This window comes from Vibrio sp. 2096 (assembly GCF_033339595.1).
GTDB classification, from domain to species: Bacteria; Pseudomonadota; Gammaproteobacteria; order Enterobacterales; family Vibrionaceae; genus Vibrio; species Vibrio alginolyticus.
On the sequence record NZ_JAWOUX010000014.1, the window covers coordinates 26,521 to 40,318 of the forward strand.

At 44.4% G+C, this 13,798-nt stretch carries 14 protein-coding genes; all 14 read left to right on the top strand.

The features are described from left to right. Position 1 precedes the first annotated feature (1 nt). The 14 genes from R7Q41_RS20440 to rng all read left to right on the top strand — a co-directional run bounded on the left by R7Q41_RS20440 (position 2) and on the right by rng (position 13,798). Positions 2-1,225, top strand: coding sequence for a type II secretion system F family protein (locus tag R7Q41_RS20440; protein ID WP_005381186.1), 1,224 nt, complete (start codon positions 2-4; stop codon positions 1,223-1,225). Positions 1,226-1,228: 3 nt separating this feature from the next. Next, complete coding sequence (locus R7Q41_RS20445) at positions 1,229-1,690, top strand: hypothetical protein (RefSeq protein WP_031781206.1); 462 nt, start codon at positions 1,229-1,231, stop codon at positions 1,688-1,690. Between the two features lie 291 nt (positions 1,691-1,981). Further along, a complete protein-coding gene (locus R7Q41_RS20450) occupies positions 1,982-2,455 on the top strand; it encodes a type II secretion system protein (RefSeq protein ID WP_115386317.1) in 474 nt (157 codons plus the stop codon). A gap of 68 nt (positions 2,456-2,523) precedes the next feature. Then, positions 2,524-2,757, top strand: coding sequence for a type II secretion system protein (locus tag R7Q41_RS20455; protein WP_005388453.1), 234 nt, complete (start codon positions 2,524-2,526; stop codon positions 2,755-2,757). Between the two features lie 115 nt (positions 2,758-2,872). After that, positions 2,873-3,352, top strand: coding sequence for a type II secretion system protein (locus R7Q41_RS20460; protein WP_213904081.1), 480 nt, complete (start codon positions 2,873-2,875; stop codon positions 3,350-3,352). Beyond that, the gene (locus R7Q41_RS20465) at positions 3,349-3,948 is read left to right on the top strand and encodes a type II secretion system protein (protein ID WP_230238635.1); all 600 of its coding nucleotides are present in this window, start codon (positions 3,349-3,351) and stop codon (positions 3,946-3,948) included. The genes R7Q41_RS20460 and R7Q41_RS20465 overlap by 4 nt, the downstream gene beginning before the upstream one ends. Further along, the gene (locus tag R7Q41_RS20470; RefSeq protein WP_025504117.1) at positions 3,948-4,661 is read left to right on the top strand and encodes a PilW family protein; all 714 of its coding nucleotides are present in this window, start codon (positions 3,948-3,950) and stop codon (positions 4,659-4,661) included. Before R7Q41_RS20465 ends, R7Q41_RS20470 begins: the two co-directional genes overlap by 1 nt. Next, positions 4,651-5,085 (top strand): hypothetical protein, encoded by a 435-nt coding sequence (locus tag R7Q41_RS20475; RefSeq protein WP_064368795.1) that lies wholly within the window; start codon positions 4,651-4,653, stop codon positions 5,083-5,085. The genes R7Q41_RS20470 and R7Q41_RS20475 overlap by 11 nt, the downstream gene beginning before the upstream one ends. 4 nt (positions 5,086-5,089) lie before the next feature. Beyond that, positions 5,090-9,016 (top strand): DUF6701 domain-containing protein, encoded by a 3,927-nt coding sequence (locus R7Q41_RS20480; protein ID WP_230238636.1) that lies wholly within the window; start codon positions 5,090-5,092, stop codon positions 9,014-9,016. 151 nt (positions 9,017-9,167) lie between these two features. Then, positions 9,168-10,211 carry a rod shape-determining protein gene (locus R7Q41_RS20485; protein ID WP_005381144.1) on the top strand — a complete coding sequence of 348 codons (1,044 nt, stop codon included), beginning with the start codon at positions 9,168-9,170 and terminating at the stop codon, positions 10,209-10,211. Between the two features lie 150 nt (positions 10,212-10,361). Then, on the top strand, positions 10,362-11,258 hold the full coding sequence (mreC, locus tag R7Q41_RS20490; protein WP_005381142.1) for a rod shape-determining protein MreC: 897 nt from the start codon (positions 10,362-10,364) through the stop codon (positions 11,256-11,258). After that, entirely contained in the window at positions 11,248-11,736 is a 489-nt protein-coding gene (mreD, locus tag R7Q41_RS20495; RefSeq protein ID WP_005381141.1) for a rod shape-determining protein MreD, read from the top strand. Before mreC ends, mreD begins: the two co-directional genes overlap by 11 nt. A 4-nt stretch (positions 11,737-11,740) precedes the next feature. Next, entirely contained in the window at positions 11,741-12,310 is a 570-nt protein-coding gene (locus R7Q41_RS20500) for a Maf family protein (protein ID WP_017821310.1), read from the top strand. Between the two features lie 18 nt (positions 12,311-12,328). Beyond that, positions 12,329-13,798 carry a ribonuclease G gene (rng, locus tag R7Q41_RS20505; RefSeq protein WP_005381138.1) on the top strand — a complete coding sequence of 490 codons (1,470 nt, stop codon included), beginning with the start codon at positions 12,329-12,331 and terminating at the stop codon, positions 13,796-13,798.

The window sequence follows — 13,798 nt, forward strand, 5'->3', positions numbered from 1 at the left end:
AATGCCAACTTTTCGTTATCAAGGCCGCACGCTAGACGGCTCATCCACTAACGGCAAAATCGAAGCAGTGAACTCAGAAGCTGCGGCGGAAGCATTGATGAACAAAGGGGTCATCCCGCTCAATGTACGGTTAGAGAAAGAGTCGGCAAAAAGCCAAGTGAGCTTGTCTAAGCTGTTTGTGCCTGCTATTCCGTTGGAAGTAATTATTCTTTTCTCTCGCCAGTTGTTTAGTTTGACTAAAGCTGGCGTACCTTTGCTGCGCTCTATGCGTGGCTTGTTGCAAAATTGCGAAAACAAACAGCTCAAAGAGGCGCTAGAAGATGTCGTTTCTGAACTGAGTAATGGCCGAGGTTTGTCTTCTGCGATGCAGCAACACAGTAAAGTATTCAGCCCACTGTTCGTTTCTATGATCAACGTCGGTGAGAATACGGGTCGGCTTGACCAAGCGCTATTGCAACTGGCGAATTACTACGAACAGGAACTTGAGACTCGCAAACGCATTAAAGCGGCGATGCGTTATCCGACGTTTGTTATTATCTTTATCACCATCGCCATGTTTGTATTGAATATCTTGGTGATCCCTGAGTTTGCATCGATGTTCACGCGCTTTGGGGTTGAGCTACCATTGCCGACGCGTATTTTGATCGCGACTTCTAATTTCTTTGTTAATTATTGGGTGTTGCTGGTTGTGGCAATGATTGGCGCGTTTACTGTATTCAGAGCGTGGGTGGCGACGGCTGATGGTCGGGAGAAGTTCGATAAGTTTCGGCTTCGGCTGCCAATTGTAGGCGATATCGTTAATCGTGCGCAGCTTTCTCGTTTTGCCAGAACCTTCTCGTTGATGCTGAAATCAGGGGTGCCACTTAACCAGTCTTTGGCTTTGGCCGGGGAAGCCTTAGGGAACCGTTTTTTAGAAAACCGAATTCTTGAGATGAAGTCTGCAATTGAAGCGGGTAGCACCATTTCAGTGACGGCCATCAACAGTAAAATATTCACCCCATTGGTGATTCAGATGATTGCAGTAGGTGAAGAAACTGGTCGTATTGATGAGTTGCTGCTGGAGGTGTCGGACTTTTACGATCGAGAAGTCGATTACGATCTAAAAACGCTGACCGCAAGAATAGAACCATTACTTTTGGTGATTGTCGCAGGCATGGTCATGGTGCTGGCATTGGGTATCTTCCTACCAATGTGGGGAATGCTCGACATTATCAAAGGCGGCTAATAGGTGGTTGAAAATCAAAGCCGAGCAACGCTTATTGTGTTTGGGGTTATTGCTACGATTATGGCGGTGGGTTTGGCGGTCAAATTACGTCCTGTGACCGAGCAAGCACAAGTGACTGGGGCTAAGTTGGCGAGAGTTTGGATGCAAGATAGTGTTCAGCGTTATCGTCAAGCTTGGCTAGTACAAGGCGAGCCAGAACATATGCTGATGGATGGTTTTAACCTTACTATGACTGAGGACGGGTTAGTGTCTCCCTTTACTCAGCAAGGTGTATTAGATTGTGGTTATTGGCTAGCGGTGCATTACCCCCAACGTAAAATAATGACCAACAAGTTAATAGATATCAGTGGAGCCATCAAAACTGATCGTTATGTCTGTCACTACACTTATGAAAATGGTCAGTCGATTGTAGTTATCTCAACTGCTAATCAACTGAAAATAGACGTCGAAATGTCGGCAGAGTGAATTTTTTGACACCTAATCACTATAATTGGTAATGAAAGTCGGTATAATGCAATCATTACCATAAGTAACAGGCTGTAATAGTGGGTAAACAATAATGTGTTTTTCTCATTGCAGCATGAACTGAATAATGGCGAATCGTCATTCTGCTCAAGCGGTAGATACAGTATCCACTTCACGGTCAGTTTTAGTGAACGTTGCTGCCCCAAACCGTTTTGACAATATCCAAAATGGTCGCGTGACCTAAACAAAACTTTGCAGTTGTACTGCATGCTTACATAGAGAGAGTAAACAATGAAAAGACAAGGTGGTTTCACCCTTATCGAATTGGTAGTGGTAATTGTAATCCTAGGTATTCTAGCGGTAACTGCAGCACCACGTTTCCTTAACCTACAAGATGATGCTCGAGCTTCTGCACTTCAAGGTCTGAAAGGCGCGATTGATGGGGCTTCAGGCATTGTATATGGTAAGGCAGCAATCAAGAGCCAAGAAACTGGTGAAAATGGAGCGATTAGTGTTGCTGGCTCAACTTTACAGCTGGATTATGGTTACCCTGAAGCAACTACAGAGGCTCTTAAGCTAGCGGTCGATGGTATTGATTCTGGAGACTGGGAGCTTATTGCAGACAATAGCGATAAAGATCCTGCAAACATGGTATACGGCATTAAAGGCTACAGTAAGAGCTGTGTTAGATACACTGCTGCTACAGGTGATAACACTCCAGCGAAAACTGAGATTGTTGCTAGTTCTGCAGTATGTACTAAGTAATACATTGATAAAAGGCCAGCTAGTCTGGCCTTTATCTCTCTACTTTGGTTAATTTCGGAATAGTTCATATGCGTAAATCATCGGGTCTTAGTGCAATAGAGTTTGTCGTTGTGCTGATTATCTTAGGTGTGATCGGTTATGTGGTATTACCAAGATTTATCAGTTTTGAACCAGAAACTTATGAAGCAAAGTGGGAGCAAACTAAGCAAACCGCCGAGCACGTTTCTGAAACGCTAAGCAACAAAGAAACGTACGATCGAATTGAAGAAGAGATTGGCCGTTCAAAAGGGCAAAATAACTAGACATTGGTTGTTTGTTCGTCTGTTCACACTTCGAATCGAAAAGTTACAAACCTATCATTAATCTCATAATTTCATCGTATACTTATTTCGCTTGTTCTAAGCCTAAGGTTGGGTTATGAAAATTCGCAGCTCTGCATTAGGGTTCACGTTAATGGAGTTAATCCTCGTGATTGTTCTCCTCTCTATCCTTTCACTTTTTGCAGCCAGCCGTTTTATGGGCTCAGGCAGTTTTTCTGCATATGCATTACAAGAACGCGTGATTTCTGTGATTCGCCAAGTGCAGGTGAATCGTATGCAGTCGAATGCTACAAGTCCTGATAACAACTTTCGTTTACAAGTTTCTAGCTCATGTGTTGGTTCGGTTGCTGCCTGTGCACTAACAGGCAGTGCACGAGATGCTCGTAGTGACGTGGTTATCGATAAGTCCGCAAGGTTTTCCGTTATCAGCGGTGCCGCAAATACAATTAATTTTAACCTTCTCGGCAATCCTGTAAGTGGTGCTGTAAACATCTTAATTGAAGATAAGCATGGTCGAAGCCGCTGCCAAGTTGAAATTAATTCTCAAGGTTATGTTTCTAAAGGTACATGCTCATGAAGAAATCTAGTGGCATGACTTTAATAGAAATGATCATCGCGATTGTTTTGATGGGCATTGCGATGGTGGCGTTTACTTCTTTTCTTGTCCCTCAAATTCGAGATTCCGCCATCCCTCATTATCAAACCCGCGCGGCCGCATTAGGCCAAGGTTTCATGTCACAGATTCTTTCACGAGGCTTTGACCAGTGGAGTGACTTTGATGGTGGTACTGTTCGATGTGGTGAGTCTAAAGACAGCCCTCATCCCGATAATCCTTTGAATTTATGTTCTTCGACTTTAGGTGTGGATACTGACTACGGAGAGGATGCATCAAATCCGAGCTCTTTCAACGATGTCGATGACTATATCGGGTGTTGGAGCACATCTACAACGGCTTCTCAGTGTGATGGTATCCCTAGAGGGAATATTAGTGATGTACTTGGTGAGGATAGTACTGAGCAGTACAAAAACTTTAGATTAGAAGTTAGCGTTGCCTATGATGATCTGACGGATAAAACTCCCGATGAAATAACCGAATACAAAAAAGTAACATTACGGATTTTTGCGGGGAACACGCAGCCTCTTACTTTAACAGCTATTAAGGGGAACTACTGATGAAAGATCGTGGTTTCACCTTAATGGAAATGATAGTTACGATTGTGGTCGGCAGTTTCATCATGTTGGGGATAGCTGGCTATGTCCAGTTAGGAATGAAAGGATACGCTGATACTATCGATCGCCAACGAATACAAACGCAGGCTCAGTTTGTTTTAGAAAAGATGACGCGTGAAATCCGCCATGCTGTACCTAATAGTTTTCATGTTCCAAAGGATGCTTCCCATTGCTTAGAGTTTGTTCCGATTGAGTATTCTGGTTTTTACACGTTTAAGAATAATGACTTAGAGTTTTTGCTAGGTAATGACTCAACGCTTAATCCTATTCCTGCGAATCGCAGGATGGTGATCAATCCAAGCCGATATGAAGATTTGCAATCAACTTCTTCGCAAAATATAGCCATTGGTGGTTTAGCTAAAACAGGTAAGGTTTTTGTTGTTACAGGGGCGGCAAGTACGATTACGGGCTCCTCTGTTTCTAGCCGTCTTTATATTTATCAAGATAAGTCGGAGGTTCGCTACTGTTTCGATGCCAAGCAAGTTACGCGAAATGGTATTACGGTTGCGGATAGTGTCGATACGTCCGTAAGTGGTATGCGTTATCTAGAGCCTACTCTGCAACGAGGTGGTTTAGTTCATATAAATCTAGAGTTTGAGCAGGATGGTGAACGTAGTGTGTATCAACAAGATGTGCAGGTGCTCAATGTCCCATAGAAGAAACTCCAGCGGAAATGTACTAATCATCGTGTTATTCGTCATTATTGTAATGGGATATTTGGCTTCCTCTTTAATGAAAGTGACATGGTCGAATCAAAGCGGATTAACAAGAGAGTTTTTGGGAACAAAAGCTTGGTTTGTTGCTCAGTCTGCAAATGAGTGGGCATTGACCAAGATGTATCCGTTAAATGCCAGTACAACAGATATCGCGACCGTATGCAGTGGGGAGGTCAGCGGTGCCGTTCCGCTGGTAGCTGTGGGAAGTGGGTGCAAGGTTAATGCGATGGCATGTACAAATATAGGTACTTTCAATGAGGGTACCCCTGATGCTGAATCTCTTTTTAAGGTGCAGGCCACGGCAACGTGTGGTTCTGGGGCTACACAGGTACAGCGCCAGCAAGAGGTTTGGGTAAAGGATTAGAATAATGAAAAAGACCATACTATTTTTAATTTCGCTATCACTGTCTGCCTTTTCGTATGCTAAGGCAGTGACACATGATTTGGCCGACTTGGGGGTCAATATTTGTGATGATAGTGGTGCTGGTCAACTCGATGGTACGGTTTACCGCTGTAGCACCGGTAGTCTAACGCTGAGGAATGGTGACTCCGTCATCTATAGTGGTAACTCTGGCGGTAAACCGATCACACTAGAAGTTATGCATGGTGATATTATGCTTAAAGGTAATAATAGCGTAGGGAGCAAGCAGCAGAGAATCAACCTGAAAACTTCAAGCGCATCTTCGAGTTTGCAAGTGATGAAGCCATCTGAAAATAAAAAGAAAGACTCAAATGGCCATAGAGACATAGGAATTAAAAATGGCAGCACAGTCTGGGGTGACATATATGCTCACAACGATGTGACGATCCAAAACAGTGTTATCCGGGGCAACATCACCTCTGATGGTGGTGATGTAACCACTAAAGCTTCCGGGAATAAGATCTTTGGTAACGTCACGGCTTTACATGCGGTTACTATCAAGCAAGCCTTAGTCTGTGGCACGCTGGAATCTAAAGGGCACACGGTTACAGTTAAAAACTCAAAAAGTAATGGTAAAGGCAGTCAAAAAGGTGTTTTTGCCTTACGCGATGCTATTAAGTCTCATAGACGTCCAGTACTCAAACAGGCAGACATCTGCGGCTCGATTAACCCAACTACAAGTCCTGATAAGCAGAGTGACATTTATTGTGGAGTGAATGAGCCTGATTGCGATTATGCTCCCAATAAGTGCCCAGTTTTATATGTTAAATCGATTTGTGGTTGGGATCCGGAACCAGAGCCGGAACCACTTCCCGAACCAAAACAATGTATTGATGTTGAGGTCTTTGAGCAAGAATCTGACCTTGAGAAAAAATGGGCAACTATGGGTTACTTTAGCGGGGATTATGATGGACAGGATGGTGCAGAGCCTAAACCATTTATTCACAAGAATCGGTTGAGAATAACCAACAATGTACAGGGCCAAGCTGCGGTTGGCGCATACAACTATATATTTCCATCAAGTAACAACATTGTTGAAGTTGAATTTGACCATTTTGCGTACGATGGTAACCGTAACAACACTGGTGCAGACGGGGTTGCGATTGTTTTTTCGGATGCAAGTGTTCTACCATCTACTGGTGCATTTGGTGGGCCGTTAGGGTATGGAGTGAAACCTGACGACGGCGGTATCGAAGGATTTGCTGGAGGGTGGATTGCTTTTGGTATTGATGAATATGGTAATTTCTCTAACGAAGGCAGCTATTATCAAGATAAAAATCCGCTTGATAGCAGTCCGGGACAGAATGACCATTCAATAACAATACGAGGCTCGGGTGAGAAAAAAGGCCCTGGCGAATATATTGATACGAGCAACCATCGTATAGGTACGTTCCCTGAAGGATGGTTCGGTGGATATCGCTTTATTAAAAAGAACAGTAAGGTTGGCAAGCTCGATGATGAGTCAAAGGACGAAATTCACCGTTATCGGATGACGATTGATTCACGGGCTATCGATGGTAGAGATGCCGGGGTTTATGTCTCTATCAAAAGAGCCAGCTACCAAGGTAACCTCAAAGTTGATGTTGATGATAGAGGGAAACTAAAAAGCGATAACCTAAATTGGGAGGACATTATTGATTCTTTCAATATCATGCAAGGTTTTGCTCAATCGACTGCTCCAAGTGAATTTCGAGTGTCTGTAGCGGGCTCTACTGGGTTAGTAAAAAATGTGCATGAAATTGATAACTTTCAAATATGTGCTGATGAGTTCCAACCACTAACAGAAGGTATACATCATTTTGAGTTTGATTATTCTGGAGTTGGCAGCACATGTCAGCCGTCTGATGTAATTCTACGAGCATGTATGGATAAAGACTGTGATACGCTTTATCCTGGTTCAATAACCGATGCCGAAGATTTGCAAGTGACCCTTTCTCCTAGTGCGGGTCATGAGGTTGCTAATTGGGTACAAAGTTCACCGATTAGCTTTAAGGGGTCAACTCACCTTCAGCTGCAAGGCGCAAAAGCGGGTTTCGTGACCATCGGCATTGCAAATACCCATGGTGTTCACCAGTTCGGTTTTGAGGATACACGTTGTCGAATTAATGGCGATGAGCTTTCGGCTGAAAAATGTAAGATTGAATTCCATGGTAATACGTTATCTATCGTTGCTGAAGATGTTATTGCTAACAAGGAGTCTTCAGATAGCAACTATTTTGAATTTTGTTCATCTAGTTCAGCAACAAACACTACTCGTGATATTAAGTTGAGCATGACGTATGACGTTGCTCCTAAAGAGCAACCAAGTGTTACGCTAAATTATAAAAAGAGCGACGGGAATAGTACGCCTGTTTGGAGCTCTGACCAAACTATTTCAGGCCCAGAGGATGATCCCGCCTATCTTAGAGATGTTTACTTTGATAATAATGGTCGAGCTAAGTTTAAGTTTACCTATCCTGAAGCAGGTAAAGTTTCGTTTAATGCATCTGTTGAAGGAATCGAAGACTCCAAAGGAGTTGGCACATTTGTAAGCTATCCACATCGCCTCCAAGCAACCGCAAGTGGGCGGTGCGGTAGTAAATCTGGGTGTGATAGAGGGTTTATCGCCGCTGGTGAGGAATTTACTATAAGCATCACTGCTTTGCAGTATAGTGAAGATGGTAAAGGTGGCATGCCAGCTAAAAATTACAAAGAAGAACAAATGGTTGTGTCAAATGAAGTAGTATATCCTGCTATAAGCGCCGGCGGGAAAAAAGCAGAACTTCTCACAGATACATATCAACATATCGCCTCTGATGATGCCAAAACGTCATTTTCTCAAACTGTGTCTGAGGTAGGTGCGTTCAAATTTTCAATAAGTGCTCCTGAAGGTAATGTTGAAAATACGTCTCTCTACCTTAGTAAGAGCTCATTCTTGATTCAACCAGCGACCATTACTCTCGGGCGTTTCTATCCGAAGTTCTACAAGTTGCGTGGGCAACATTGGGACTATGCAGGAAGTCAAAGCTTTAACTATATGAATCAAAACTTTGATTCTATGTGGTATGAAGTAGAGGTATTGGCTGGTGGGGATGCTCCAAAATCAGTAGAAAATTATAAATACTTCAACAAAGAACATGTAGCATCTTTTGAGTTGAGTGATTCGTTGAATCGGTTTAATGCTCAGGGTAATTTAACACCTTCTTGGGTAGACGCTTTGGGAAGCATTCAACGCTTCACACTGACTCCCCCATTAAGTGGTAAATGTAATGCGATAGAAGGCTTATGTTGGATGAAAAAGACTCCTGCTGCAGGTTACGAAGATGGACCTTTTAATCTTAATGGCAACACCATAAAAGCGACAGATATAAAGGTTGGCGTGGCAATAGAGCCAGATCCTATATCGGTGTATGGTAATCCAGTTCTTTCTATTCAACCCGACATCCGCTTTGGTCGCGTTGATCTAGATGATGTCGGTGGCAACCAGAGTTCGACGTTGAGAGTGCCACTTCGAGTTGAGTACTGGAATGGTAGCCGTTTTATTGCTAACTCTGATGACAGCCAAACTAAAGTGTTTGGAGAAATTGAAGATGACTCTCAGGTGCACATTTGGCCGACAGATAATAGTGCAAAAGAGGTAACTCTAGGCGATGGCGGGACTGTTTCTTCAGGTTCTTCTCGCTCTATTACTGCAACTCAAGCTGAATCATATCGCCAGCAAACGCGCGTTTGGTTAGATCTTGATGATTCAAAAAATGGCTTACCTTGGCTCAAGTACAACTGGGACAATAAGAAAGCTGGTGAAGAAAACCCATCCTCCGTCGTCACCTTCGGTATTCATCGAGGTAACGATCGCGTGATTTACCGTGGTGAGCCAGGGTTAACCGGACAGTAACAACTTAGGTTTTTGCCCTTAAGTTAGGAAACTGCAAGAAATTGAGGCTTTCTGCTCATGTTTGTGTACCAATACCTTGCTGTGACAGCGAGGCATTGGTACATTTAGAGCAATTTTTGTCTTCTATATTTTTGCAGGATGAGCGAAGAGTATGTTTAAGAAACTTCGTGGCATGTTTTCTAACGATCTATCTATCGATTTAGGTACAGCCAACACTCTAATTTACGTAAAAGGGCAAGGAATTGTCCTTGATGAACCTTCTGTAGTTGCTATTCGTCAAGATCGTGTAGGTTCTGCAAAAAGCGTTGCTGCAGTCGGTCACGCAGCAAAACAGATGCTTGGTCGTACACCTGGCAACATTTCCGCTATTCGCCCAATGAAAGACGGCGTAATCGCTGACTTCTACGTAACCGAAAAAATGCTTCAGCACTTTATCAAGCAAGTGCACGATAACAGCATCCTAAAGCCAAGCCCACGTGTTCTTGTTTGTGTTCCTTGTGGTTCTACCCAAGTTGAGCGTCGCGCAATTCGTGAATCAGCACTTGGTGCTGGTGCGCGTGAAGTTTACCTAATCGACGAGCCAATGGCGGCGGCAATTGGTGCTGGTTTACGCGTATCTGAGCCGACAGGTTCAATGGTGGTCGATATCGGTGGTGGTACAACTGAAGTTGCCGTTATCTCTCTAAACGGTGTGGTTTACTCATCGTCTGTACGTATCGGTGGTGACCGCTTTGATGAAGCTGTGATCAACTACGTACGTCGTAACTACGGCAGCTTGATTGGTGAAGCAACGGCTGAAAAGATCAAACACGAAATCGGTTCTGCTTACCCTGGTGATGAAGTTCAAGAGATTGAAGTTCGCGGTCGTAACCTTGCAGAGGGTGTGCCACGCAGCTTTAGCTTGAACTCAAACGAGATCCTAGAAGCGCTTCAAGAGCCGCTATCTGGCATCGTATCAGCAGTCATGGTTGCACTAGAACAGTGTCCACCAGAGCTTGCTTCAGACATTTCTGAAAACGGTATGGTACTAACCGGTGGTGGTGCACTACTTAAAGACCTAGACCGTCTACTAATGGAAGAAACTGGTATTCCTGTGGTTATCGCGGAAGATCCACTAACGTGTGTTGCGCGTGGTGGCGGTAAAGCACTAGAAATGATCGACATGCACGGTGGCGATCTGTTCTCTGAAGAATAAAGGTTTAGGTGAAGCTCATGTCGGGCTTCACCTTCATTTCTGCTCTCTCTGTAATTCAAACATGCTCCATACCTAAAAGTATTTAGTTAAGTATTTTTAGGTTGCCAAGTAAGGCTCAATAATCATGGAAGCAATCAGGTCAAAAACAAGATGAAACCGATTTTCGGCAGAGGTCCGTCTCTGCAATTACGTCTGTTTTTTGCTGTCATCGTGTCGGCGAGCTTAATGCTGGCCGATAGTCGTCTAGATACGTTTTCCAACGTTCGATACCTACTAAACAGTATGGTTGCACCGATTCAGTACGCAGCGAATTTACCTCGTAGTATGTTCGATGGCGTATTTGAACGTTTTAATTCTCATCAGGCATTGGTTGAAGGCAATCGCAGCTTAAAGCGAGAAGTGCTACGTCTGAAAAGCGAGCTTATCTTGCTCGACCAGTATAAAGAAGAAAACCAACGCTTACGTAAGTTGTTAGGATCTTCATTTGTCCGTGATGAAAAGAAAGTCGTGACAGAAGTAATGGCGGTTGATACTTCACCTTATCGTCATCAAGTGGTGATCGATAAAGGCCGTATTGATGGTGTTTACGTTGGTCAGCCTGTTATCAACGAGAAAGGCATTGTTGGTCAGGTCACGTTTGTCGCAGCGCACAACGCACGTGTTCTTCTGCTAACGGACGCGAAAAATGCAATTCCTGTCCAGGTGATCCGCAATGATATCCGAGTGATCGCATCGGGCAATGGTGAAATGGATGAAATCCAACTGGAGCACATTCCAACCAGCACAGATATTCAGGTTGGTGATTTATTGGTGACATCCGGTTTAGGTGGCATTTACCCTGAGGGATATCCAGTCGCGACGGTTACCAATGTGGATCACGATACGCGTCAAGAGTTCGCCTCAATCAAGGCTGAGCCGGTTGTGGAGTTTGATCGCTTACGCTACCTACTGCTGATTTGGCCGAATGAAGACCGTCAACACAAAGTACTGCGGTCCAATGTAGATGAAGGGTTAGAGCAAGAACAAGAGGTAACCGATGGCCAATAATGTATTGAGTAGCCGAATGGTGATTGGCGTCAGTTTCTTCGTTGCGCTGGTACTGCAAACCATTCCATGGCCAGGTGTGTTAGATGTGTTACGTCCGTCATGGTTGTTCCTTGTTACGTGTTATTGGGTGTTGGCACTACCGCACCGAGTGAACGTCGGAACTGCGCTAGTGTTGGGCTTATTGTGGGATATCTTGATCGGCTCAACGCTTGGAATTCGTGGCATGATGATGTCGATCGTTATCTACCTTGTGGCGCTGAATTTCCTGTTGATTCGCAACATGGCATTGTGGCAACAGTCGATTTTAATTGCCTTTTTTACTGCGTTATTGGAAGTTTTGATATTCTGTGGGGAATATTTGAACCAGGACGTAGTATTTAATCCATTATCTCTGTGGACGGCGGCAATAAACTGTATACTTTGGCCATGGATGTTTTTATTAATGCGACGAGTTCGTCGTGCATGGCACGTAAGGTAAAGCGGTGAAGAAAAGCTTATCTCTCGTTCTCGCATCGGGTTCTCCGAGAAGAAAAGAGCTGCTTGCTCAACTGGGTTATGATTTTGAGATCGTATTGCCTGATGTTGAGGAAGCCAAACAGGCTCATGAGCAAGCACGAGATTACGTGTTGCGTCTTTCTTTGGAAAAAGCTCAGGCAGGCTTAGCGTTGGCTAAGCCTGATTCCGTTGTATTGGGCTCTGATACGGTCGTAGTATGCGATGACCGTGTGCTAGAAAAACCAAAAAGTTTTGAAGATTCAAAGCGTATGCTTACTGACTTATCGGGTCGTCGTCATCAAGTGATGACTGCGGTGAGCGTTGTATCATCGGAACAACAACATTCAGTGGTCGTTACCACTGACGTGTGGTTCAAACCACTGACTCACGAAGAAATCGAACAATATTGGCAGTCAGGAGAGCCATGCGATAAAGCTGGAAGTTATGGTATTCAGGGACTCGGAGGGCGATTTGTCACCCGAATCGAAGGCAGTTATCACGCTGTAGTAGGCTTACCTTTGTTCGAAACCGATCAGCTAATTCAAGAATTTTTATAATTGTTTTGAGGTGTGCACATGAGTGCAGAATTGCTGCTTAACGTGACCCCGAGTGAAACTCGTGTGGCCATGATTGAAGGTGGAGTACTACAAGAAATACATATCGAGCGCGAATCGCGTCGCGGTATTGTGGGCAATATATACAAAGGCAAAGTAAGCCGAGTGTTACCAGGTATGCAGGCGGCTTTCGTCGACATTGGTTTAGATAAAGCGGCATTTTTACATGCGTCAGATATTGTTCCTCATACCGAATGTGTGGCAGAAAACGAAAAACAGCAGTTTCAAGTCCGTGATATCTCTGAGCTGGTACGCCAGGGACAAGACATTGTTGTGCAAGTGGTCAAAGATCCGCTCGGCACAAAAGGTGCGCGTTTAACGACGGATATCACCTTACCTTCGCGTTATCTTGTTTTTATGCCGGGGGCCAGCCATGTCGGTGTTTCGCAGCGTATTGAAAGTGAAAAAGAGCGCGAGCGTTTGAAAAAGGTGGTGAACCATTACTGCGATGAGCACGGTGGTTTTATCATTCGTACCGCGGCAGAAGGCGCTGATGAAAAAGAGCTCTCTCAAGATGCGGCATTTCTAAAGCGTTTGTGGCTAAAAGTCATGGAGCGTCGCTCAAAATACAAAACGCGTTCAACACTTTACGGTGAACTCGGCTTAGCTCAACGCATTCTGCGTGACTTTGTTGGCACAGAGCTCGATAAGATCATGGTCGACTCCCGCCTTGAATACGAGAACCTGAAAGAATTCACTTCTGAGTATGTACCGGAGTTAACAGATAAGCTTGAGCTTTACGAAGGTGACAAGCCAATCTTTGACATGTACGACACCGAAAACGAAATTCAGCGTTCTTTAGAGCGCAAGGTCGAGCTAAAATCGGGCGGCTATTTGATCATCGATCAAACCGAAGCCATGACCACCATCGACATCAACACGGGTGCATTTGTTGGTCGTCGTAATCTCGAAGAGACTATCTTCAATACCAATATAGAGGCAACGCAAGCTATTGCGCGTCAGCTACGTTTACGTAACCTCGGCGGTATCATCATTATTGATTTTATCGATATGGCATCCGAAGAGCATCGTCAGCGAGTACTTACCTCACTGGAAACGGCGCTGGCGAAAGACCGAGTAAAAACCAACATCAACGGCTTTACCCAGCTTGGCTTAGTTGAAATGACGCGCAAGCGCACACGAGAAAGTATTGAACATATCTTGTGTTCTGGCTGTCCTACTTGTGAAGGCCGTGGCAGCGTGAAAACGGTCGAAACCGTATGCTTTGAGATATTACGCGAGATTACTCGTGTGAACCGTGCTTACGACGCCGATAATTTTGTCGTGTACGCATCGCCGTTTGTTGCTGAAGCGCTATTGGGCGATGAGTCTCATGCGTTGGCAGAGCTCGAAGTATTTATTGGCAAGCAAGTGCGAGTTCAGGCTGAACCCCTGTACATTCAGGAACAGTTTGACGTCGTAATGATGTAA